The following is a 22,595-nucleotide window of genomic DNA, read 5'->3' as shown; positions in this document are numbered from 1 at the left end:
GGTGCATGGGCGGGAGGCTCGCAACCCTCATGCCGTCGCCCGGCTTTTGGCAAACCCCGGTATTCGTAGCGCTGTAGCACCCTTGCGGCACGTCGCGAGGCCTCTCCCCCTTGCCGATCCTGATACCGCGGGCCCTCCAAATTCGTGACCTTGATATCGTTTTCGGGATTCTGCGGGGCATTAGTCCGGCCTGAGAGCCGGCCAGCAGACACTTTGCCTCAAAAATCGGGGCAGCTGCCCGGATTATCCGGGGACGGCCTGATTCGGGCGCGATGCGGGGGCGTTACATAAAAAGGGCACAGATATACGCTACCACCCGGTGACGGAGGTAATGTTGCCCTCGCTACGTCAATGGAATTGCGCAGGACAGGATGGTAGGCCACACCCCGCCGGGTCGAGCACGACAATCGCCTGTGGCATCGATGCTCCCATATCTGCTCGCTCATTTTGCAAAGAGCCAGCTATGGCACGCCAGCACCTTGTTGTTCGCCTTCTTCCTGACCGAGGCTTGTGGGTTGAGCGTCGGGTCTATGGGTTGGATCATGGCCGGGTCGCTTATCCTCAACGGCGCGGTCGATGCCGCTCTCGGTCTGTGGTGGCGTACGAAGGTGGCCAGTACTGCTGACGCCGTGCATCTTCAGGCGTGGGGTGCGCCGGCGACCTGCCTGTTCTTCCTGCTATTCTGCGCGACGCCGTTGATCGCATCCGATTTTCGACTGGCCTGGGCACTTACGATGCTGGTCTGTTTTCGAGCCAGTTATCCATGCATCGACGTACCCCAGAACGCCATCGTCGCGCTTGCCGTTCTCACCGGCGAAGCGAGATGCGCTTTGCTCGCCAAACGCAACATGGCGTCAGGGCTCGCGGCCCTCGCCGTGGGAGGGCTTGCAGCACCGCTGCTGATCCAAGGTCGCGACGCTGTCGTCTGGATCGCCTGGGCAGGATGCCTCTCGATGCTCGTATGCGGCACCGCGTGGTGGCTGGGGCGTACAAAAATGATCGGTGATGACGCCTCGTCGGCAATGGAGCCGGATTCGACGCATGGCTTGCCGTTCGCAGTGATCCTCGCGGCCCTCGCGATGATGATGACGGGCACTGCGACCTTTCGCACCCTGGAGCCCTATCACGCGGCCTTTGCCGGCAATGGTCCGGGTTTGCTCCTGTGGGCAGCGACCGGCGGACTGGTCGGTCAGGCGCTGTGGTTCGCCGGGCGATACAGGCTGAATATCGCCGGCGTCCTGGTGACTGCCGCGCTGCTTCTGGGGCTGGCTGCGATGGGTATCCTGCGGGCAACGCCGCTCGGCACGGTCATGGCAGGCCTGGGGTTCGGTATGGGAACAGGCGGATTGTGGCTGGTGCTGTGGTCGTCGATGATGAACCGCGCGGCAACGGGGCGAGCGACCGTGTATGTCGGTGTTTTCACCTGCGTATCCAAATGCGCGCAGGCCGTGGCGCTGTTATTGCTTGGCAGCGTGCTGGCGACCTCCCCCTATCGCGATACGCTGACCGATCCGTGGTCCGCGCCGTCGCTGCTTATGGTCTGTGCGCTGGGTGCCATCGGCACGACGTCTCTTGCCCTGGCCTTCGCCTATGCTGTCAGTCGAACAGCGTCCGATGGAAGACCAGCGACGCCGCGCCCAATGGTCCGGCGAGATCGGGTTCCAGGCTAGCGACATCGAGCAACGTCATCGGCGCGCGTGTCGCCCGCCGGTCGGTCAGCGTCGTTTCCGGCCATTCCGCTGCGTCGACGATCCGGCGCGCCAGCACGCGCGGCAAACGGCCCCCCAGGATCAGCGCCTCGCAGTCCAAGGTGCGGCGAAGCACGCCGAACAGATAGGAGAAGCCCGACTGATGCTCGGCCAGCCAGTCCTCGACACCGGGCCATGCCGGATCGAACCGCGCGACCATGTCGGCGATCCCGGTGGTCGATACGCCGTGATCGGCGAGGCAGGCGCGAAGCGTCGCGAGATTGGGTGTGGTCCGTCCCGCCATCGGAAAGAGACCCGCGATCTCCCCCGCATTGCCGTGGCGACCCCGCATCAGCACCCCATCGACGATGATCCCCGCGCCGAACCCCGAAGCGACGTTGACGTAGCACGAACTCGCATAGCGCGAGCCGACGCCAAGCAGGCGTTCCCCCAATGCCGCGGCGCTGGCGATGTTCTCGACGACGACAGGCATCGCTAGCCGACGCGATGCGTCCGCGCGCAGATCGACCAGCGCCCAGTCTTCCAGCTCTTCGGCCGGGTTCACCATGTCGGGCGCGACGAAAAAGCCCGCGACGGCGATGCCGAGGCCATTCAGCCTGTCCGGTTCGATACCCAGCGACGTCAACGCCCCGGTCCCGAACGACGCGGCCGCGTCCAACAGGTCGCCACGCGGCATGCCCGGCATCGTGATCTCGGTGTGCGCGCGTACGCATCCGGCCAGGTCGAGCAGGACGACGTCCGCCCGATCGGTCATCACCGACAGGCCAAGCGCAAAGGCCGCATCCGGCACGATATGGATGATATTGCTGGGTTGCCCCCGGCCTTCCGCAACGGTTGCCCCGGCGCGGACCAGGCCGGCCACTTCCAATTCCTCGGTCGCACGAAAGATCGCGGTGCCGGACAGGCCGGTTTCCCGGATCAGTACCGATCGCGATACGCTGCCGTGCCGCCTGATCGCAGCGAGCACCGTGCGTGCGCGCGCAGAAACGCCTGCGGCTCTCATCAAACGCCCCTTCATCATGCGCCCCGGCTACCGACCACGGTGAAAATCCGCCAGCAACGATTTACTGTCAATTAATATCACACAACATGATATATAAGGGTAGGAGACGATGGGGGACTGATTCGAAATGCGTTGCCAAATCCGTTGGGTTCACGGCCTGCTGGCCGGCACGATGCTGACAAGCACCGCCGCGCTGGCGCAGTCGCAAGCGCCTGCTTCGGCTACGGAGCAAACTGCGGACGAAGGGTCCGAAGAGGGGCAGGAGATCGTCGTCACCGGCTTTCGCGCCTCACAGCGTTCAGCGACCAGGGCGAAGCGCGACTCCGCCGTGATCCTCGATGCCGTTTCGCAGGATGATGTAGGGCGGCTGCCCGACCTCAACATCGTCGAGGCCAGCCGGCGGATCACGGGTGTGTCCGTGGTCGGCGGTGCCGATCCGACCAAGAACCGTGACATCTATCAGCGCGCCACGATCCGCGGACTCGATCCCAGATATAATCTGGTGACGATCGACGGAATCCCGCTGGCCTCGCCCGACTGGGTGTTCCGCGGCGCACGGCTCGACATGCTGCCGTCGTCGCTCGTGTCGCGGATCGAGGCGATCAAGAGCGTCACCGCGCAATATGATCCGCACGCGCTGGGCGGCCAGATCAACATCGTGTCCAAGAGCGCCTTCGACGGACGCGGCGACCGCTTCTTCGTCATGAACGCCAATGGCGGCTACAACGACACCGCTGGCAAGCTCATCCGCAACGGCGGAGCATCGGTTCGTGCGGATGCGACCGGCGCGATGCGCTTCGGTGCCGATCGTACGTTCGGCATCGTCGCCTCGGTGGAGTATCAGCGGTTACCATCGAGCGCGCGGGCCGAGCTTCCTGGCGACAGCAATGGTGCGGGTTGGTCATACTTCACCGCGGCGGGTGCGCGAACGCCGTTCCCCAATCTGTCGACCGGATTCCTCGTGCCGGTGCGCAACCAGGATTATTTCTTCGAGAACATGCGAACCCGGGTGAGCGGCAATCTGAAGCTGGAATGGCGGCCCGACGATGCGACCGAGGTATCGCTGTTTGGCGGCTATTATCACGACAAGGATACCGAAACCCGAAACGAGATCCTGACGCTGCCGACCGGCGCACCAACGGCCGTCACCGCGACGAGCGGCACGTTCGCGCAGGGCGATCTTCAGCAGGGGCTGACCTATCAGCCGGTCACGCGCGATACCTGGCTGATCGACGTCAAGGGGCGCCATGATTTCGGCGACGGCATCGTGCTCGACACGACGCTGGCGCGCTCGAAGGCGGAATACCGCGAGCTGCGCGAGATGATAAAGTACGACAGCAATCCGCGTGCCGGTACGTCGCAGTCAGGATTCCTGCCGGCGTTCGGCTATGGCTATACTATCGCAGACGGTCGCCCGAGGCTGACGCTCAACGACACCGCGGCGGCCAACAATCCCGACAGCTACCGTGCGCTCTATTATCGCAGCATCAACCGGGATCTCGATTCCACCGTCGATTTCGGCAAGGTCAACCTTGGCATCAACGCGACCGCCGACGATCGGGGTTTCGGGGCGAACGTCGGTGCGGCGGTCACGCGGACCGACCTGTCCTACGACCAGCGCTATACCGAATATGTCCCCGCCAATGTCGCGGGGCAGGTAACCGCCGGAACGCTGCGCGGCATCCTCTACGAAAAGACCCCGACCGCCTATCTGACGCCGGCGGTTCGCTATCTCCTGATCGACCGGCCGGCGGCATGGCAGCGTTTCGATAACAATCGCAGCGCGTTCACCACCACCGACCAGCGCGCCAACAACGCGGCCGACGATTTTCGCGATCTGGAGACGACGAAGGCGGTTTATGCGCAGGGACTGTTCCGCGCCGATCGCTTCGATGTGCAGGCGGGTGTCCGCTACGATGCGACGACGCTGGTCATCGACACGAACCAGGCGCCCACGACACGGGGTTCGACCGCGTACGAGCCGGTCCGTCGGACGACCGACTATGGCTATTGGCTTCCCTCCGCGCTGGCGACGTACCAGCTCGGTGACGGCATGCGGGTGCGGGCGGGCGTATCGAAGACGATCGGCCGACCTGACTATAGCCAATATGCCGCCCGCACCTCGTTCGGAATCGGCACGGACGGGACGCTGACGATCAATACCGGCAACCCCGATCTGAAACCGCGCGAGGCGTGGAACTACGACCTGTCCTACGAATGGTACATGGGCGCCGGGATGCTGTCGGTCGCCGGTTTCGTGAAGGACATCAGGAACGAGATCTTCACGAGCAGCCAGCAGGGTCCGGTCACCACCTTTCAGGGCGTGACGTATCAAAGCGTCTTCGTCAGCACGCCGCGCAATGCCGCCGGGGCGACGGTGAAGGGACTGGAGGTCGGCTATACGATCGATCGTATCGCCACGCTGCCGGGCTTGGGCTTCAATGCGAACTTTACGCTGCTCGATGGATCGTACCGTCAGCCGGTCAGCGCTGCGGGGATTGCATCGGGGCTGCCTGTGACCCGCAGGACGAGCGGACTGATCCAGCAGCCGGACTACATTGCCAACATGACGCTGTTCTATGCGACCGGGCCGGTCGAGCTGCGCGCATCGTACAACCGCATCGGCCGCGCGCTGCAATCGGCCGACGGCGACACGCCGACGCGAGACCTCTACCAGGAACCGCGCCAGCAGGTCGACGTGCAGGCGCGCCTGGCCGTGCGCGAAGGCGTGGAACTGGTCGGGCAGGTACAGAACCTGACCAAGGAACCGTTCGTCGTCCGCCAGGGTACGGGTCGCGACTATCTGAACTACTTCTTCCCCGTGGGCCGGACGTTCTGGCTCGGCCTGTCGTGGAAGCCGAACTGGTGAGGGGGTTTTCCTTTATCCTCGTGCTGGCGGGCATGTGCATGTCCGTCCCTCCGGCGCTGGCCGATGGCGGGCGGTCGACCGACACCGTGCGGATCGTCCTGAAATTCGTGAAGCGTGGCGCGGCGGACCTGCCCGTCGCGCGGTTCGATCCGACGTCGTGTTCGTCCTGCACGGTTGTCACCGCACCGTTGTTCAATGCAGAGAATGCGCGTGAGACGGTGATCGCGCTGAGCGTGCCGCGTCGGCGGTCGCTGGAACTCGCCTTCCAGGGACCACGTGAGGCCGTCCGCCGGGTTATCCTCGAGGGTGGCGACCTGCCGTTCCGGTACGACGCGGGACGCATCGTCGTGCAGGTACCGCCGGTCGCCGCGGACGCCGTCACCGCGGCTGAAGTGGCGACGCACATCGTCGAGCCCGGTATGGTTTTGCGCTTCGAGCATGCCGATCCGGCGAGACGTGCCGGATTTTACGCGACGGGGCCGTTCCCCGACGTGCAACGCCGCGCCGCCAACGTCCTGGAGTTCGCGCAACGCGAAGTTGTTCGCGAACTGCGGTTGGGCGAACAGGTCGAACGTGAGCATCTGGGCCGTATCCAGATCATGGGGTTCGACACCAACGCCCCCCACGGCCACACCGATGCCCCGCCGCACGTGCACATGCATCTGCGCTGGCCGGGCAATACGGGAACGCAGATCGGGCATTATTACATCGGTGCCGACGGCCTGCTGACCCACAATCAGGTGGGAGTGAAGGATATTCCCGGCAGGGAGCGCCGTTTCGGGCGTGGCGAGCCGTTCACGACGGTCGGTCCGAATGGCCGTGGAATCTACACCCACCGGATCACTACCGAAGGCTGGCTGGAGCTTGGTCGGGCCGGAGAGAAATCATGTCTGATCCAGCCCGATGGCAGCACCGGCTTTCAGTCGGGTGCGACGATCCGCTGCCCCGGACACCCTGTTACACGTATCAGGGTTGAGGACGATCGATCGCGTGGCGTCATCACCGTTGCAACCGGCGATGTAACCGAAACCTTCCGGTATGACACCGACACAGGGGCGTTGACCTCACCCGCTGCGGTCACGCCACCGGGGCCTTCCGTCTATCAGGACGAACCGATCAATCCAGCATAGTCCGTTTGACGGGCCATGTCGGCAAACAGATGATTTCCGCGTGGCCGGGCCGGAACGATACAAACCGATCCCGAGATACGCCAAATCTACACGACCAACCCTGTCGCCTTGATCTGCCATGCGGAGATCGGGTTAGAAGGGTTTGTCGCACATGCTGGTGGTGTGGAAGCTCGACCGGCTCGGACGCTCGCTGCCGCACCTCCTGTCGATCATCACCGACTTCCGTACGCGCGACATCGCCTTCCGCTCGCTGACCGAGGCGATGGACACGACCACGCCGCACGGCGAACTGCTGTTCTCGATGTTCGGTGCGCTGGCGCAGTACGAGCGCGCACTGACCCGCGAGCGGGTGATGGCCGGGCTCGCCGCGGCGAAGCGCCGGGGGCGGCAGGGTGGCAGGCCGCCGATGATCGACGCGGAGAAGATCGAGGCGATCACCGCCGCGCTCGATGGCGGGGCCAGCAAGGCGGCGGTGTACCGCAACTTCGGGGTCGCCCGCTCGACGCTGATCGACACGCTGGCGCGGATCGGATGGACCGCTCCCGCCAGATCCCGATCCCGAGTGCCGCGTAGTTCCGTCCTGACCGAAGCGCAGCGCGCCGACCTCCTCGCCTTGCCGGAGAACGAAGCGACCCGGTGCGTTAGAGGGATACGGATTCACGGTATACGGCAAGGCGACTTGCCGTGGGTCATATCCGCAGTTTTTCGATGCCAAGTTCGCGCCACATCCAGGTGAAGTCGTAGGTTGCCATCGGGTCGTTCGGGTCAGGTTTTGCGCCGCTGCGGTTTTCGAGGTGCTTGAGCCATGTCGTCAGTCGGTCGCGGCCGGCCGCGGTTTTCGCGGCCGCGCGTGGGGTGACGTCGCCGAGCATGCCGACCGGTTCGTCGAGGGTGGCGCGGTACTGGCGGTCGAGCATGGCGTGGACGAGTGGGGTCGCGATCTCCGGGGGGACGGCGGGTGCCGGTTCTGAGGCGGTCGGAACTTCGGCCCGCGCCGCCATGGCCTGTTCGACCGTCTCGATCGTGGTGAGCGGGGTACCGACCAGCCCGGCAAGCGCCTCGGCGAGCAGCGCAGTGCCACGCGCGGCGCGCTGGGCGGAGGTGACGGCCAGGATCAGGGCGCGACCTCTCAACGCGCGCCTGCGCCAGACCCGCGCTGGTGCGCTTGCGGATCATCGCGCGCTCGAACGCGGCGAAGCTGCCGACCATCTGCATCATCATCCGACCTGCGTCCGTGTTGGTGTCGATCGCCTCGGTGAGCGAGCGAAAGCCCGCACCCACCGCCCGCCGCTGGCAGTTTCCTCGAACACGCGCCGGCAATCGGCTGCATCCGACGCGCGAGCCTGCGCCGCGCCGGACTGCTCCTCGCCCTTCGACACGCGGGCATAGCCGATCAGACAGGGTGAGTTTCCCACGCATATGCCTTTCCCAAACGACCGTATCTGGAGGCTGGATCGGCCACGACGAATTTCCACCGCCTTCCGCCTTTCACGATCCTCCTTAATTCAAGCGCTGCATGGCAAGAGCTTTTTGAAGGATAATGGGTGGCCGCACGCATTCCGATGATCGCGTGGCACCGCACCGCATTACCGGCGCTGCCCGACAGCGAGGCGGCAGTCGTCGCGCACCACAGCCTCGATGCCGTCGACCTCGCCGCGATCGCTACCGCACGAACGCCGGCGACACGTCTTGGCTATGCGCTGCAACTATGCTGCCTGCGCTATCCGGGGAGCCACTTGGGCGCGGGCGAACTGATGCCGGCAATCATGCTCGACCATATCGCCGAACAGATCGGGGCGGCGACGAGCGTCATCGCAGGTTTCGCTAAGCGCATCCCGACCCGCTACGACCAGCTTGCCGCAATCAAGGCTTGCTTCGGTTTCCGCGACCTCAGCCGCCCGTTGCGCGGGGACCTGATGGCGTGGCTGACGGGTGTGGCCATGCCGGTGATCGACGGACGCGTCCTGCCCGATCGCCTGCTGGCCGAAATGCGGGCCGGGCGCATCGACCTTGCCTGCTACGCCGCCTGAGATGAAGAAAGTCGAGCTCAGGGCCGATCGGTATTCAGGAGATGGCGTGCCGAAAACGGTGGTTCTGCGTGACCCGGAGTGCAGCGTACTGCCGGTACGTAAGCACCGGAAGCGCGCAAAACCGCCGTTTGCAGGCCGTCAGGGCTGAATGCCTATCGGCCCTTGAGTTGATCCATCCCTTTTTAAACGGGCGTCATCCCGGCGAAGGCTGGGATCTCCGATGGTAGCACGCCGCAGGAGCCCATGGAGCCCCCAGCCTGCGCTGGGGTGACGTTTCCGTTCGAATGGATCAAACTCTGGCTAGAACGAGAGCACGGCCCGCGCGCTGACGATGTGGTTGTCGACGGTCTTCGCGAACTCGCCCGAATAACCGGCCTGCAGCGACAGACGATTGCCGAAGGCATATCCGACGCCCAGTTCGGGGGCGAAGGCATCCCGCGCGGCGGCGAGACCCTGGATCGTGAAGTTGCTGCCGCCCGTCCAGCGGAACGTGGCGGTCGAGGCACGATCGCCCCATGCCCGGCGATAGGCGAGCGTACCGGTCGCGAACACACCATTGGCGGGCACGCCCATTGCCGTGCCGATCGCCACCCGGATGCCGGCGGTGCCGAGCTGGAGGGTATTGTCGTCCACCGCACCGGTCAGCGCCAGCGACGTCCCGCCAGTTTCCGTGAAGGTCGGGCTGGTCGTCCGGACATTGGCATATTGCACGAAGGCTTGACCCGTCGCATTGGCGTCGAGCGGCATGTCGAACGCCGCATCGCCGAAGAACTGGCGGGTCTTGACCTTGTAGGACGCCGAGAGCTGCTGCACGAAGCCCGGCGTGGTGACGGACCGGCGGACGTCGCTATCGTGATCCGAAAAGATCCCGCCGCCCGACAGGGACAGTGCGGCCAGTTTTACCGAAGCATAGCCGCCGTAATGCATGTCGCCGGTCCGCCCGCTGCCGCCGCGCGACGCGCTGACATCGGTATGCCCGGTGCCGATCAGCCCACCGATCCGCGCCATGCCGCCGATCGACAGGTCGCCGCCCAGGACATAGGCGTGCGCATTCTGGCGGAAGCTGCCGGCGTTGCCGTCGGTGCTGCGGCTGCCGTCGAACTGGCGATAGTCGCCCCACAACGCGAAGCGGGTCCCGTCCACCGGCGGCGTGACCACGCGGCCGATCGTCGCCTGGCGCACCAGACGGGTGGTGTCCAGCAGCGCACCATGGACGGCGGTGTGGGTTTCACCGCTCGCCTCGTCGAACAGCGTCTGCGCCTGGGCGACCTCGAGCTGGCTCGCGGCGTTCAGGAACGTGCTGCTGTCCGCCAGACGATCGATCGCCCCGGCCACGGCGCGGCGGTTCTGCGATCCCGCCACCGACGTGAACGTGATGCCGCGACGCACGTCGATCGCCGCCACGTTCGACGTATAGTTCAACCCGAAGGCGAGGAAGGGCAGATCGAATCCCGAAACCGACAACCGGTCGAAACGTCCGGTAAGGCCGCCGGTCGCGGTCAGCAGCGTATAACGCTGACCCAGCGTATAGCGCTCGGGTGCCACGGCCACGTCGACGGTGCCGCCGTTCAGGGTGGCGACCCCGTTGACGGCGACCAATCCGACCCGGTCGACCGGCGCGAGCGCGGTCAGGAAGGTCGATCCGGCATTCTGGACATAGGTGCCGTTGACCGTGAGCCGCCCGTAGTCGGTCGGTGCCAGGCCGGGAATGATCGTGCCGTTGACGACGGTGTTCGCCAGCTGGCCGGTGCCCGAGAGCCGGCCCCCGGCACCGACCGTGGTCAGCCCCGATGCGACCCGCCCGGTGACGATCATCGATCCGCCATCGACGGTGAGCGCCCCGCCGGTGCTGGTGCCGGCCAGGCGGAACGTGCCACCGGTGACGCGGACCGCCGTGTTCGTGGTGCTGCCCGCCAGCAGGAACGTGCCGCCGCTGACGTTGACCGGCGCATTCGCGCTCGTGCCGGTCAGGCGCATTTCGCCACCGGTGACGTTGATCGCACCGCCCAGCGTGTTCGTGCCGGCGAGCTGGAGGATGCCCGCCTCGACGGTCGCGCCGCCGAAGCTGTTGGCGCCCGACAGCCGCAGCCAACCGGCCCCGGCCTTGGTCAGGCGACCGGTGCCGCTGATGTCGTTCTTCCAGTCGTCCCACGCATCGTCGGTCCAGGTCCTGGTGCCGCCGGCGCGCGACGTCATGTCGACCCGGCTATCCTTGATGAGCTGTCCCGGACCATCGATCGCCTTGCGCAGGTCGACGAGGCCCCAGCCATAGACCTCGTCCACGCCCGGTGCGCCCAGATCCGTCGCCGTCGTCAGCAGGATATCGCGGACGAACGCACTTTGCAGATAGGGATAGCGTTCGACCAGCAGCGCCAGCGCGCCGGTGACGTGTGGCGCAGCCATCGACGTGCCGGTCTTCGATGCATAGCCATTCAACCGCGGGAAATCGCTCGTCTCGCGATAGCCGGTGATCTTGCCATTGGCGTCGCGGAGGATGTCCACGAAATCGCCGTTGATCACTTCCGCCGACGTGGCTGCGGATTGAATGTCGGTGCCGGGCGCCGCCACGCACCAGCGCATCGCCAGCGGACCGCAGATACTCGACGACTGGTCGATCCGGTCGTTGGCGTCGGTGTTCACCACCGCGACCCAATGATCCTCCAGCTCGGGAACGAAGACCGGCGCCGCCGCCATGGGGTTCGCCCAGGCACCGCCATCGTTGCCGGCGCTGAAGACGTTGATGACGCCGGCCTTGGCCGCCGGCTTCCACAGGCCGACGAGTTCCTCGAGTTCGACCTTGATCGGCGCGACGAAGGCATCGAAGGCTGCGCGTGTGCGATATGTGACCGGAAAGCCCCAGCTGTTGTTGACGATGCGCGCGCCGCTGGCGTTCATATCGGCAATCATGTTGGCATAGGCGCTGTTGTCGGGCCGCGTGGTCGCGGCGTCACAGGGAAAATTGCTGCAGATAGCCCGCCCGAAAAGCCCGGCGAGCAACGATCCATAGGTTCCGACCGTATCGCCGAAATTGCGGGCGGTGACGAGGTTCGCGCCATAGGCGACGCCCTGATTGCCGTTATTGTCGCGGTTGCCGACCATGATGCCGCCGACGTGGTTGCCGTGACCGGTCCGAAACACCAGACCCCGCCCGCCAAACAAACCCTCGAAATAGCTCACCTCGGCGCGGTCGCCGCGTTCGGCGTAGCAGGCGCCGGCCATGATCCGGGTATTGCCGGTCTGCACCTGGCATCGCGACCCATCGGGCAGTGTATCGGCCATCGTCAGGACGACGTTCGTCTTGCCCGCGAATTCGCTATGCGTCAGGTCGACGCCGTCGTCGACGATGCCGAGCTTGACCCCCCTGCCGGTCAGGCCGCGGGCATAGGCATGTTGCGCGTTGATGCGGCCGAGCCCGTAATTATACCTGAACTCGCTCGAGACCCAGCTGTCCGGGTCGCCGATGCGGCCGCGATCGGCATAATTTGCGGGGGGCAGGCTGTCCTCCCCCCCGACCGGCGGGAGGTAGCCGTCCGGATCGGCCAGCGGCGTCGCGACGAGGGCATCGCGTGCGATCCCGCCCGACCGGATACCGATCAGGTCGATGCGGCGATCCTGCAACGAAAGGGCCGGCACGGCGACACGGCGCGCCGCATCGAAGGCAGGTAGCGGCAACAGCCTGGCGCGATCCCCGGGGGCGGTTGTTTCCGCGTCGGCGGACGCGGCGGGACCAGCCGCCACGGACGTCGCGGTCCCGGTGATCGTCTGCGCGGCGGCGGGCCCACCGGCGATCAGGCCGACGGCAATCCATGATGCACCGGCAAGAAACATGGCCTTCATCTATATATCCTCCCCGAAGAGGGGGTCTTTGCCCCTGAACGGCAACTGTATCAGGTATATCGTTGACTAAATTTCCCCGTTTGATCTTCGCGCCATCAGAATCGGATACTTTTTCCACCATTTTGCGCCATAGCGGAATGAAACCATGGAGGGAGGGCTTATGCGGGGCAGGCTGGACGCGATCGACCGGCGTATCCTGGATTCGTTGCAGACCGATTCGAGCGTACCGATCGCCGATATCGCGGAAACGGCGGGATGTTCGACGACGGCCTGCTGGCGCCGGATCGACGGGTTCCGCCAGTCGGGACTGATCCGCAAGCATGTCGCGCTGCTCGATCGCGGCAAGCTGAACCTGGGGCTGACGGTGTTCGTCTATGTCAGCCTGCGGTGGCATCATGCCGACCAGCTGACGGCGTTCCACGAACATATCTCGGCATTGCCCCAGGTCGTCGAATGTTACGCGGCGTTCGGCGAAGTGGACTATATCCTGAAGATCGTGGCGCCCAGCATCGAGCATTTCGAGACGTTCTTCCACGCCACGCTCAGCCGGATCGAGATCATCCGGTCGATCAAGTCGACGGTGACGATGCGCGAGATCAAGAGCACGACCGCCTTGCCGGTGCCGCCATGAACAGGACGGCCGGTCACATGGCCTGCTGTTCGCGGTTCAGGCTGCGCCTGGGCCGGGTCGCCGCCGGCGCCCGCGCGCCCGCCGGGGTGACGCGGACATCGGCCAGCACCGCGACGAACGGCAGCTTCAGCGTCTCGCTGGTCATTCGCCGAATCCGGTTGGTGGCGACTACTTCCGGGGTGATTTAGGGCCAATCGACATTCAGATTTTCGCGGCGGATCGTCATCCTCCCCGGTCGAAGCGGACGTTTCTCTCGTCACCCCGGACCTGATCGAGACCTCTGCGAGAATGTGCTGACGGATTGGCATGGATGTGATCCGATGCCGTGGAAGGAGCGGCGTCGACGGAACGGCATGGATTTGCGGAAGCGTTCTTGCCGGCGGGTCTTGGTCGGAATGGGCGGCTGGAGCGGATCGCATCGCTGATCGACCGGGCGCCGGTGGAGGCGCTGGTGCGTCGAGGGACGACGGGTCGCCCGCCGTACCGCGCGCTGGCGATGGTGCGGGCGCTGCTGCAGCAATGGTATGGCTTGTCGAAACCGGGGCTGGAGGAAGCGCTGTCCGCCGCGCAGCGCCCGACTGGAGGGCGGCGGCGAGAGCCACCCGGCACGGGACCCCGATGCCAGCTGGACGCGCGTCGACCGGGGGCGCCGGCTGCTCTTCGGCTACAAGGTGCATGTCGGCGTCGACCGGGGATCGGGGTTGATCCGCAGCCGGCCGGTGACGCCGGCCAGGACCTGTGAGAGCGAGGTGGCCGACGACCTCGTGCCGGCTGACGAGGCCGCCGTCTATGACGACAAGGCGTACGAGAAGCGCACCCGGCGCGAGGCGATCAAGGCGCGCGGCGTCAAGGACCGTATCCAGCATCGCCGCGTGCGCGGACAGCCGGTGCTGCCCGATTGGCAGGCCGTGCGCGACAAGTTGATCGGACGGATACGCAGCGCGGTCGAGCGCACCTTTTCCGAGCTCAAGCGCGGCTCCTGTGGCCTGGTCAGGATGCGCTACCGAGGCATCGAACGATGCCGCCTCCAGCTCGACCTGGCCGCCATCGCCTGCAACCTGCGACGTGCCGCCGCCTGAAGGACCGGCCCGGGGATGGCCCGGGGCTGACCCGCCGGGCCAGGATAAACGGCCTCGCCATCTCCTCAACCGCCAATCCACCAGCCAGCGCTGCCCTGTTGCCCTTGCCGGGAGCCTTTCGCAGATGTCTCGACTTGATCCGGGGTGACGATCTGCGCGTGAATGTCGACTTGGTCTAGACGGCCTTGCCGTGCCGTCCTGCGAGTTCGGTCACATACTGCCACGCCACCCGGCCTGACCGACTGCCGCGCTTTGTCGCCCAGCCGATCGCCTCCTGCCCATCGAACGGCAGGTCATAGGCGGCGCAATAGCGCTCGACGATCGCGACATAGTGATCCTGATCGACGACGTGGAAGCCGAGCGACAGGCCGAACCGGTCGGCCAGCGCCAGCGCGTCGTCGATCCCGTCGCGCGGGTTGATGGCCCACGGCTCGCCATGCGAGCCGGCTCCGCTGCTGTAGCTTGCCCCCGGCAAGCTACAGCTCGCAGCTCCACCCTGCTCCTTGAGATCACGGGGAACGAGGTGGCGGCGGTTGGCGGTGACGATCAGCCGGATATTGGGCGGCCGCCCCTCGGCGCCGCCCTCCAGCAGCGAGCGCAGCGCGCGGCCGTCGGCGGGGGTGTCGAAGCCGAGATCGTCGACGAACACCGCGAAGGCGCGCGGTACGTCGGCCAGCAGCGCGAACAGGCGCGGAAGCCCGGCCAACGCGCCCGCCGGTGCCTCGACCAGCGCGAGAGCGCCGCCATCCCCCTGCACCTGCCCCACCGCCGCCTTGACCAGTGCCGACTTGCCGGTGCCACGCGCGCCCCACAGCAGCACGTCATGCGCCGCCGCCCCTGCCGCCAGCCGCGACAGGTTGTCGGTCAGCGCCGCCTTTTGCGCGTCGATCCCGACCAGCCGTTCGAGCGCCAAGGGCCGAAACCCCCGCGCCGCGCGCAATACCGTTCCGTCCCAGCCATAGGCGGGATGGGTCAGCGGATCGGCGGCGGGTGGCGGGGGCGGTGACAGGCGTTCGAGCGCCTCGGCAATGCGGAGCAACGGGTCGGTCATGGCCGGGGCCGTAGCGCACGTCGCAAGGCACGTCATCCCGGCGCAGGCAGGGATATCCCCGCGGTGAGGGGGCGCTCTCACCGCGGAAGACCCCAGCCTTCGCTGGGGTGACGTTCGTTGCGAACGAAGGTCAGCTTCCGGCAATCAGCGCTTGCGCCGCTGCCCGCTCCGCAAACCGCGGATCAGCGAGTGCCGCCCGTGCATTGGCGATCGCGACCGCGCGGTTGCCGGCGGCGTCGGCGATCTGCGCCATGTGCCAGCGGATCGTGGCATCGCCGGGGGCCAGCCGCACCGCCTTGACCGCCAGCGGCACCGCCGCGCCGATATTGTCGCCAGCGTAGAGCACCCAGCCAAGCGCATCGGCGGTCATCGGATTGGATGGCGCGAGGGCATAGGCCGCGCCGGCATAGCCCTGCGCGGCATCGGCCCGATCCGCGCCGGCATAGGCCCGGGCCAGCATCGCCAGCACGGTCACGTCGCGGTCGCCGACGCGCTCGCGCAAGGACTCCAGCGTCTCGATCGCCGCGTCATGCTCGCCCGCCGCCACCTGCCACGCGCCCAGCAGGCGCAGCGCGGCGACGTTGCCGGGGTTCTGCGTCAGGAACAGCGACAGGGTGGCGCTGGCCGCGCCGCGCTGCCCGGCACGGTCGCGGGCATCGACCAGCCGCAGCATCGTCGCTTCGTCGAAGCGGCTCGTGGCGGCGCGGGCATAGGCGGTGGCGGCATCGGCCATCTGCCCGGCGCCGGCCAGCGCATCGCCCAGCACCAGTCGTGCGGCGGGCGACCCCGGATTGGCGTCGGCCAGCGCCTGCGCCGCCGCCAGCGCACCGGCGGCGTCGCCGGTCGCGGCAAGCGCGCGGATGTAGGGCAGCGTCGCTACCGGACTGCCCGGCGCGGCGGCGGCATCGTTCGCCAGCGTCGCGAGGTTCTCGCCGGTGGCAAAGGCGGTCGAGCGTCCACGTGCCAGTGCGGCGGCGCGATCGAACAGCGGCGCGGCGTTGGCGCGGTCGCCGATCCGTTCCAGCGCGCGGCCGGCAAGCAGCAGCGTGTAGCTGTCGGCATCGCCGCGCGCGGCGACCGGCAGGATCGTGTCGAACGCCTCGCGCGCCGAATCGCTTTGCAGCAGCGCCAGCGCCAGCAGCTTGCGCGCGGTGATGCTGGTCGGTTGCCGCGCGACCAGTTCGCGCAAGGGGATCGCCGCCTGCGCCGCCTGTCCGTCGGCAAGGGCGATCGATCCGCTGAGCAGCAGCGCACCGGGCACGCCGGCGAGGCCGCGCCCGGCCTTGTCCAGCACGCTGCGCGCCGTGGCCGTGTCGCCGGCACGCGCCGCCAGCACGGCCTGCAGGTACAGCCCCTGCGCGCTGCCCGGCCGCACCGCCATCGCGCGGCGCACCGCCGCCAGCATGGCGCGCGCGCGACCGGCATCGCCCAGCGTCGCGGCATAATCGATCAGCGTGTCGTGCGCGTACGGATCGCGCGCCAGGACCGATTCATACCATGGCAGCGCCGCGACCAGCCCATATTGGGCGCGCACCGCTTCGGCACGCAGCCGCAGCGCGTCGGGCGACGCGGCATCGGCCTGCACCGCCGCCGTGCTGGCGTTGATCGCGCCGACCATGTCCCCCGCCCGCCAGCGCATCCGCCCGAGCGCGATCCATGCCATGGCGTCGCGCGGCGCCTGCGCGACCCGGGTTTCCAGCGTCGCCAGTCCCGCCTTCACGTCGCCGGTCATCGCCAGCGCCTGCGCGCGGATCGTCGTCGCATAGCCGCGATAGCGTGGCGCCGTCCGGTCGGCCTCCGCCATCGCACCGGCGGCATCGCCCTGCAACAGCCGGGCATGGGCGCGCAGCTGGTGCGAACGCCGGGGATCGAACCCCGCTTTCGTCGCGCGGTCGAGCGACCCTTCCGCCGCCGCACCGTCGCCCAGCGCCAGTTGCGTGCGCGCGAGGATCGTCTGTGCGAAGCCCCAGTCCGGATCGGCCTGCGTCGCGGCCAGCGCGCGGTCGCGCGCGGCGGTCCAGTGGCCGCGCTGGAACTGGCCCAGCGCCTGCGCCAGCGTGGTGCGCGCATCGCCCGCATCGGCGCGGGCGGGCAGCGCCCCGGCCAGCGAGGCGAGCGCCGCGGCGACGATCGCCAGCCCGCCGGCGCCCAGCAGCGCCCGGATCGATCGGTCAGGGTTGCAGATCATAGCTCTTCATCAAATCGTACAGGGTCGGGCGGCTGATGCCGAGCAGGCGCGCGGTGCCCGAAATGTTGCCCTGCGCCTGCGCCAGCGCGGAACGGATCGCGGCGCGGTCCGCCGCCTCGCGCACCGCCTTCAGGTTGATCGGGCCGCCTGGCCCCTCGCCACCGCCCAGGTCGAGATCGGCGGCGGTCACCGCCTTGCCATCGGCCATGATCGCGGCGCGCTTCACCCGGTTTTCCAGCTCGCGGACATTGCCGGGCCAGCCCCATGCCTCGATCGCGGCCAGCGCGTCGGGGGCGAAGCGTTTCGGCCCCAGCCGCATCTGCGCGGCGTGGCGGTCGAGGAAGTGGCGCGCCAGCAGCGCCGGATCGCCCGGCCGTTCGGAGAGCGACGGGATGCGCACGACGATCTCGGCGAGGCGATAATAGAGATCCTCGCGGAACCGCCCGTCGGCGACCATCGCGTCGATATCCTGATGCGTCGCGCAGACGATGCGGGTGTCGACGGGAATCGCCTTCCTGCCGCCGATCCGCTCGATCACCCGTTCCTGCAGGAAGCGCAGCAGCTTGACCTGGAGCGGCAGCGGCACGTCGCCGATCTCGTCGAGGAACAGCGTGCCGCCCGCCGCCTGTTCGATCTTCCCCTCGGTCGTCTTTACCGCGCCGGTGAACGCGCCCTTTTCATGGCCGAACAGCTCGCTTTCGAGCAGCGTCTCGGGGATCGCGGCGCAGTTGATCGCGACGAAGCTGCCGCGCCTGCGCCGCGATGCGTCGTGGACCCCGCGCGCCAGCAATTCCTTGCCGGTGCCCGACGCGCCCAGCAGCATCACCGACACGTCGGCGGGCGCGACCCGTTCGATGGTGCGCGTGACCTTGAGCATTTCCGGCGCGGCGGTAATCATGCCGCCCAGCACCGCCTGCCCCTCGATCCGGTCGGCGAGGCGACGGTTCTCCGCCTCCAGCGCATGGACGTGGAAGGCGCGCGCGACGATCAGGCCCAGCGCGTCGATGTCGATCGGCTTGGCATAGAAATCCCATGCGCCCAGATCGATGGCGCGCAGCGCGCTCGACCGGTCGCCATGGCCGCTGGCCACCACGATCTTGGTATCGGGTTTCAGCGCGAGGATCGCCTCCATCGTCGCGAAGCCTTCGCTGACCCCGTCGGGATCGGGCGGCAGGCCGAGGTCGAGCGTCACGACCTGCGGTTCCTCCGCACGGACGGCGGCGATCGCCGCCTCGCGGTCGCCCGCGACGACGATGTCATAGCCTTCATAGGCCCAGCGCAGCTGGCGTTGCAGCCCGGCATCGTCCTCGACGATCAACAGGCATTTGCGCGTCGTCATGCCGCCTGCTCCAGCGTGGGATGGGCCCCGGCCAGCGTCACGCGGAACCGCGTGCCCCGCCCCGGCCGGCTGTCGACGTCGATCTGTCCGCCCATCGCCAGCGCCAGCTGCCGCGCCTCGAACGCGCCGATGCCGAAGCCTGTCGGCTTGGACGACACGAACGGACGGAACAGGTCGTCGCGAATGAACTGCTGGGTCATGCCGCAGCCGGTGTCGACGACGTCGATCGTCGCACGGTCGCCGGTCGTGCCCAGAACGATCCGCACCGGATCGGCGCCCCCGGCGTCGAGTGCGTTGTGGACGAGATGGTCGAGCACCTGTTGCAGCCGCGCCGGATCGGCGGCGGCGTAGCGCGCGGTGTCGCCGTCGACCAGCACGGCCCCACGGGCGCGGAAGCGCGCGGCGGACTGTGCGGCGATCGTCGCCAGCGCGACCGCGCGAAGCGCCTCGCCGCGCGGCGGTTCGCGTTCGGACAGGCGCGCGAGCAGGTCGGTCATGCGCATGGCGGACTCGTTCAGGGTCGCGACCATGTCGGCGCGGAAATCGGGATTGTCGGCATGGCGGGGGGCGTTGCGCGCGACGAGGCTCAGCTGGCTGACGATGTTCTTCACGTCGTGCAGGATGAAGGCGAAGCGGCGGTTGAATTCGTCGAACCGCCCGGATTCGGCGAGCGCCGACTGCGCGCGCTCCTCGGCAAGGTAGCTCGCCACCTGTCGCCCGGCGATGCGCAGCAGGTCGAAATCCTCCCAGTCGAGCGCGCGCGCCACGATCGGCCGCGCCAGCAGGATCGCACCGGTCAGCCGCCCGAGATGCGGCAGCGGCACGATCACCCATGCGTCGGGATGCGCGAGGATCGCCGGCGGCACCGCCGCCCGGTCGGGATCGTCGGCGGACGCGCGCAGCACGTCGAGTTCGAGGATGCGGCCGGTCGCGTGGAGATAGGCAGCGAGGCGCGCGGCTTCCTCGCCACCGGGCAGCGTGTCGCCCTCCCAGCACCACGACGCCTGCACCGCCAGCGTGTCGCCGTCGGCGACCAGCAGCAATCCGGCCGGCGCGTCGATCAGGTCGCCGATCGCCTTCACCAGCCGTTCGTCGAGCGGCGCGCCGCCCTTGGGCTCGCCCAGCGTCTCGGTGAAGCGCACCCATTCGGCGCGATAGTCGTAGCGGTGGCGGAACAGGTGCTTGACCAGCTTCACCTTGATCCACGCACGCAGCCAGCCCGACGAGGCGGCGGTCAGCACCGCCACGGTCGATCCGAACACGAACGCGGTCTGGGCGATGCGGGCATGGTCGCCGCCCAGCGCGGCGATCAGGCTGGTCGCCATGATCGTGATCGCGAAATAGGCGATGAGGCCCAGCAGCGACAGCGTGTGGAAGGTCGCGGTGCGCGAGAACTGCACGCCGCCGTCGCCCGGTCGCGAGAGCGCCAGCGCGACCAGCAGCGCGATGCCGGCCACCGCCACGCCGCGCGCTGCCGCCAGCTCGGCCGGCGCCCCGCCCAGCAGATAGGTCGCGATGCAGCTGTTGATGTCGATCAGCCAGAAGGCGCCGGCGGCAACCAGCACGATCCGCGTCGCCGACGATGTCGTCGCCGGGAACAGTCCATGGAGCAGCAGCAGCGCGCCCAGCGCCGCCAGCGCACCGAGCACCGTCGCCGCGTCGCGGATCACCGCCGCCCCCGCCGGGTCGGGCGCGGCGACCGATGCGAAATCGAGCAGCAACTGCGCGATGTCGACGGCGGCGACCGCGCCGTACGCCAGCGTCCGGCCGAACGCCTCGCGCCCCTGCGCCCCCGCCCGCCGCTGGATCGCGAACAGCAGCACCAGCCAGCCGAGCGTACGCAGCCCGGCGAGCAGGTGCGTCGCGGCGTGCCCCTCGCCATTGCCCGCGACCGAAAGCGCCCACAGCGCGGTGGTCGCCAGCGCCACCGACAGCCAGCGTCCGGGCAGCGCCCCGTCAGTCGCATCGCGCTGCCGCGTCCAGACCGCCAGCGCGCCGAACATCAGCGCGGCGATGGCATGGCCCCAGACGATGACGCCGGTCAGCATCGCATCAGCGCGCCCCGCCCGACCAGATCACGACGCGGATCGTCTGCAACAGGATCAGCAGGTCGAGGAAGGGCGAATAGTTCTTGGCGTAGTACAGGTCGTATTCCAGCTTCTGGCGGGCGTCGTCCATCGACGCGCCATAGGGATAGTTGATCTGCGCCCAGCCGGTGATGCCCGGCTTCACCATGTGCCGTTCGGCGTAATAGGGCAGCTTCTCCTCCAGTGCCGAGACGAATTCGGGCCGTTCGGGGCGGGGGCCGACGAAGCTCATCTCGCCCACCAGCACGCTCCAGCATTGCGGCAGTTCGTCGATCCGCGTCTTGCGCAGGAAGCGGCCGATGCGGGTGATGCGCGGGTCGTTCTTCGCGGCCCAGACGGCGGAGCCCGCCGCCTCGGCATCGGTGCGCATCGAGCGCAGCTTGGGGATGTCGAACCCGCTGCTGTAGAGCCCGACCCGGCGCTGGCGGTAGAAGACCGGGCCGCGGCTGTCGAGCTTCACCGCGATCGCCGCCAGCACGATCACCGGCAGGGTCAGGACCAGCAGCAGCAGGCTGGCGGCGATGTCGAACATCCGCTTGAAGATGCTGGAGAACATCCGCCCCGACGAAAAGCCGTCGGAAAAGATCAGCCACGACGGATTGACGCTGTCGAGGTCGACGCGCCCCGTCTCGCGTTCGAGGAAGGTCGAGATTTCGTTGACGTGCACCCCGGTCGTGCGGATGCGCAGCAGGTCCTTGAGCGGCAGCGCGTTGCGCCGCTCCTCCAGCGCCAGCACGACTTCGGACGCGCCGAGCAGCACGACATGGTCGGCGAGGTTGTAGATCGCGTCGCGCGCGATCGCTTCGGGGATCACCCGGTTCGCCTCGCTCATCGCGATATAGCCGACGACGACGAAGCCGGCACCGGGACGCTGGCCCAGCGCCTTCAGCCGCTGTGCGCGGGGGCCGGCGCCCAGCACGATCACCCGCCGCTTGAACGCCTGCCCGCCCAGCAGCGTGCCGGTCAGGATGCGCAGCACCAGCAGCAGCACCGTCGCGAAGCCCATCGCGTAGAGCAGGTTCGAACGCCAGAAGGTGATCGCGGGCGTGAGGAAGAAGAGCACAGCGAGGAAGATGACGCCGAGCGAGATCGCGACCAGCAACCGGGCCGCGGCGAAGCGGATCGACTGCAGCGAATCGGTGCCGTACACCCCGACCGCAACCATCGCGATCTCGAGGCTGAAGGCGAAGCTGAGCAATTGCGGGATGCGGGTGTGGATCGGTTCCACCGCCATGTCGATCTGCATCGCCCGCGTGATCCAGCCGAGTTCGGCCGCGATGATCAGCGCGACGACATCGAGCAGGCCCAGCAGCAGAACGGCATGGGGGATATAGTGCTTGAACAGCCGAATCATCGCGGCAATCCCGATACAGGTGTAAGGCTCTCCGACACCCACCCGCTATGACGGCAAAGCGCAAAGAAATACTGAACGGCCGCCGACGCGATCATCGGCGTGTTGTCGGACGGCAACAGTCGCTGTTCGGGAAGCGCCCGCCATTGTTCGGCACGCGGACGAACCACCGAATCCACTTTCCTTCGCCGTACAGCCGCCTACGCTGTCGCCAGTCAGTGGAGTGGACGGTATGCGGATACGGTTGGGTGCGGCGTTGGGCGTGTTGGCGATGCTGTCGGCGTGCGGCGG

At 67.6% G+C, this 22,595-nt stretch carries 16 protein-coding genes and 1 pseudogene; 7 read left to right on the top strand and 10 right to left on the bottom strand.

Going from position 1 to position 22,595, the window contains the following annotated elements:
- Window positions 1-422: 422 nt before the first annotated feature.
- Window positions 423-1,670: a hypothetical protein gene (locus tag QLH51_RS16070; protein ID WP_125661116.1), complete on the top strand. Its 1,248-nt coding sequence runs from the start codon at window positions 423-425 to the stop codon at window positions 1,668-1,670.
- Here QLH51_RS16070 and QLH51_RS16065 read toward each other — a convergent pair.
- Window positions 1,597-2,712 carry an ROK family transcriptional regulator gene (locus QLH51_RS16065; RefSeq protein ID WP_164516213.1) on the bottom strand — a complete coding sequence of 372 codons (1,116 nt, stop codon included), beginning with the start codon at window positions 2,710-2,712 and terminating at the stop codon, window positions 1,597-1,599. The two genes, QLH51_RS16070 and QLH51_RS16065, sit on opposite strands and share 74 nt — an antisense overlap.
- A 127-nt stretch (window positions 2,713-2,839) precedes the next feature.
- Here QLH51_RS16065 and QLH51_RS16060 point away from each other — a divergent pair, with 127 nt between their 5' ends.
- The 3 genes from QLH51_RS16060 (at window position 2,840) to QLH51_RS16050 (ending at window position 7,447) form a co-directional block, all read left to right on the top strand.
- Window positions 2,840-5,581: a TonB-dependent receptor gene (locus QLH51_RS16060; RefSeq protein ID WP_125661121.1), complete on the top strand. Its 2,742-nt coding sequence runs from the start codon at window positions 2,840-2,842 to the stop codon at window positions 5,579-5,581.
- Window positions 5,563-6,711 (top strand): hypothetical protein, encoded by a 1,149-nt coding sequence (locus QLH51_RS16055; RefSeq protein ID WP_125661124.1) that lies wholly within the window; start codon window positions 5,563-5,565, stop codon window positions 6,709-6,711. The genes QLH51_RS16060 and QLH51_RS16055 overlap by 19 nt, the downstream gene beginning before the upstream one ends.
- Window positions 6,712-6,862: 151 nt before the next feature.
- Window positions 6,863-7,447, top strand: coding sequence for a recombinase family protein (locus QLH51_RS16050; protein WP_241217973.1), 585 nt, complete (start codon window positions 6,863-6,865; stop codon window positions 7,445-7,447).
- Here QLH51_RS16050 and QLH51_RS16045 read toward each other — a convergent pair.
- Both QLH51_RS16045 and QLH51_RS16040 read right to left on the bottom strand, forming a co-directional pair.
- Window positions 7,401-7,844, bottom strand: coding sequence for a hypothetical protein (locus QLH51_RS16045; RefSeq protein WP_241217974.1), 444 nt, complete (start codon window positions 7,842-7,844; stop codon window positions 7,401-7,403). The two genes, QLH51_RS16050 and QLH51_RS16045, sit on opposite strands and share 47 nt — an antisense overlap.
- Before the next feature lie 61 nt (window positions 7,845-7,905).
- A pseudogene (locus QLH51_RS16040) lies at window positions 7,906-8,130 on the bottom strand (hypothetical protein); the annotation flags it as partial.
- A 125-nt stretch (window positions 8,131-8,255) separates the two neighbouring features.
- On the opposite strand from QLH51_RS16040, the gene QLH51_RS16035 reads away from it, so the two are divergent.
- Complete coding sequence (locus tag QLH51_RS16035) at window positions 8,256-8,741, top strand: DUF4158 domain-containing protein (RefSeq protein WP_206429233.1); 486 nt, start codon at window positions 8,256-8,258, stop codon at window positions 8,739-8,741.
- A gap of 300 nt (window positions 8,742-9,041) precedes the next feature.
- Here the strand turns inward: QLH51_RS16035 and QLH51_RS16030 are convergent, their stop codons facing one another.
- Complete coding sequence (locus QLH51_RS16030; RefSeq protein ID WP_125661127.1) at window positions 9,042-12,578, bottom strand: S8 family serine peptidase; 3,537 nt, start codon at window positions 12,576-12,578, stop codon at window positions 9,042-9,044.
- Between the two features lie 160 nt (window positions 12,579-12,738).
- Here QLH51_RS16030 and QLH51_RS16025 point away from each other — a divergent pair, with 160 nt between their 5' ends.
- Entirely contained in the window at window positions 12,739-13,209 is a 471-nt protein-coding gene (locus QLH51_RS16025) for an Lrp/AsnC family transcriptional regulator (protein WP_164516215.1), read from the top strand.
- 13 nt (window positions 13,210-13,222) lie between these two features.
- On the opposite strand, the gene QLH51_RS16020 is transcribed toward QLH51_RS16025, so the two are convergent.
- Entirely contained in the window at window positions 13,223-13,354 is a 132-nt protein-coding gene (locus QLH51_RS16020; RefSeq protein WP_283514638.1) for a hypothetical protein, read from the bottom strand.
- Between the two features lie 379 nt (window positions 13,355-13,733).
- On the opposite strand from QLH51_RS16020, the gene QLH51_RS16015 reads away from it, so the two are divergent.
- Window positions 13,734-14,288 carry a transposase gene (locus QLH51_RS16015; protein ID WP_206429234.1) on the top strand — a complete coding sequence of 185 codons (555 nt, stop codon included), beginning with the start codon at window positions 13,734-13,736 and terminating at the stop codon, window positions 14,286-14,288.
- Window positions 14,289-14,463: 175 nt separating this feature from the next.
- On the opposite strand, the gene QLH51_RS16010 is transcribed toward QLH51_RS16015, so the two are convergent.
- The 5 genes from QLH51_RS16010 to QLH51_RS15990 form a co-directional block, all read right to left on the bottom strand.
- A complete protein-coding gene (locus tag QLH51_RS16010; RefSeq protein ID WP_125661133.1) occupies window positions 14,464-15,339 on the bottom strand; it encodes a DUF815 domain-containing protein in 876 nt (291 codons plus the stop codon).
- Between the two features lie 130 nt (window positions 15,340-15,469).
- Window positions 15,470-17,527, bottom strand: a complete 2,058-nt coding sequence (locus QLH51_RS16005) for a tetratricopeptide repeat protein (protein ID WP_125661136.1) — start codon at window positions 17,525-17,527, stop codon at window positions 15,470-15,472.
- Window positions 17,511-18,866, bottom strand: a complete 1,356-nt coding sequence (prsR, locus tag QLH51_RS16000; RefSeq protein WP_125661139.1) for a PEP-CTERM-box response regulator transcription factor — start codon at window positions 18,864-18,866, stop codon at window positions 17,511-17,513. The genes QLH51_RS16005 and prsR overlap by 17 nt, the downstream gene beginning before the upstream one ends.
- A complete protein-coding gene (gene prsK / locus QLH51_RS15995; RefSeq protein WP_125661142.1) occupies window positions 18,863-20,914 on the bottom strand; it encodes an XrtA/PEP-CTERM system histidine kinase PrsK in 2,052 nt (683 codons plus the stop codon). The genes prsR and prsK overlap by 4 nt, the downstream gene beginning before the upstream one ends.
- A 4-nt stretch (window positions 20,915-20,918) precedes the next feature.
- Window positions 20,919-22,307: a TIGR03013 family XrtA/PEP-CTERM system glycosyltransferase gene (locus QLH51_RS15990; protein WP_125661145.1), complete on the bottom strand. Its 1,389-nt coding sequence runs from the start codon at window positions 22,305-22,307 to the stop codon at window positions 20,919-20,921.
- Window positions 22,308-22,595: the final 288 nt, after the last annotated feature.

The organism is Sphingomonas sp. 2R-10 (assembly GCF_030062225.1).
Classification (GTDB): Bacteria; Pseudomonadota; Alphaproteobacteria; order Sphingomonadales; family Sphingomonadaceae; genus Sphingomonas.
Note: the sequence above shows the minus strand (reverse complement) of the source record. Positions and strands in the feature narration are given on the sequence as shown.

Bases quoted from the DNA above. Each gene is read 5' to 3' on its own strand.
- QLH51_RS16010 (WP_125661133.1), bottom strand. From the start codon at position 15,339: ATGACCGACCCGTTGCTCCGCATTGCCGAGGCGCTCGAACGCCTGTCA.
- prsR (WP_125661139.1), bottom strand. From the start codon at position 18,866: ATGACGACGCGCAAATGCCTGTTGATCGTCGAGGACGATGCCGGGCTG.
- QLH51_RS16015 (WP_206429234.1), top strand. From the start codon at position 13,734: ATGGCTTGTCGAAACCGGGGCTGGAGGAAGCGCTGTCCGCCGCGCAGC.
- QLH51_RS16030 (WP_125661127.1), bottom strand. From the start codon at position 12,578: ATGAAGGCCATGTTTCTTGCCGGTGCATCATGGATTGCCGTCGGCCTG.
- QLH51_RS16025 (WP_164516215.1), top strand. From the start codon at position 12,739: ATGCGGGGCAGGCTGGACGCGATCGACCGGCGTATCCTGGATTCGTTG.
- QLH51_RS16065 (WP_164516213.1), bottom strand. From the start codon at position 2,712: ATGAGAGCCGCAGGCGTTTCTGCGCGCGCACGCACGGTGCTCGCTGCG.
- prsK (WP_125661142.1), bottom strand. From the start codon at position 20,914: ATGCTGACCGGCGTCATCGTCTGGGGCCATGCCATCGCCGCGCTGATG.
- QLH51_RS16070 (WP_125661116.1), top strand. From the start codon at position 423: ATGCTCCCATATCTGCTCGCTCATTTTGCAAAGAGCCAGCTATGGCAC.
- QLH51_RS16005 (WP_125661136.1), bottom strand. From the start codon at position 17,527: ATGATCTGCAACCCTGACCGATCGATCCGGGCGCTGCTGGGCGCCGGC.
- QLH51_RS15990 (WP_125661145.1), bottom strand. From the start codon at position 22,307: ATGATTCGGCTGTTCAAGCACTATATCCCCCATGCCGTTCTGCTGCTG.
- QLH51_RS16050 (WP_241217973.1), top strand. From the start codon at position 6,863: ATGCTGGTGGTGTGGAAGCTCGACCGGCTCGGACGCTCGCTGCCGCAC.
- QLH51_RS16060 (WP_125661121.1), top strand. From the start codon at position 2,840: ATGCGTTGCCAAATCCGTTGGGTTCACGGCCTGCTGGCCGGCACGATG.
- QLH51_RS16020 (WP_283514638.1), bottom strand. From the start codon at position 13,354: ATGACCAGCGAGACGCTGAAGCTGCCGTTCGTCGCGGTGCTGGCCGAT.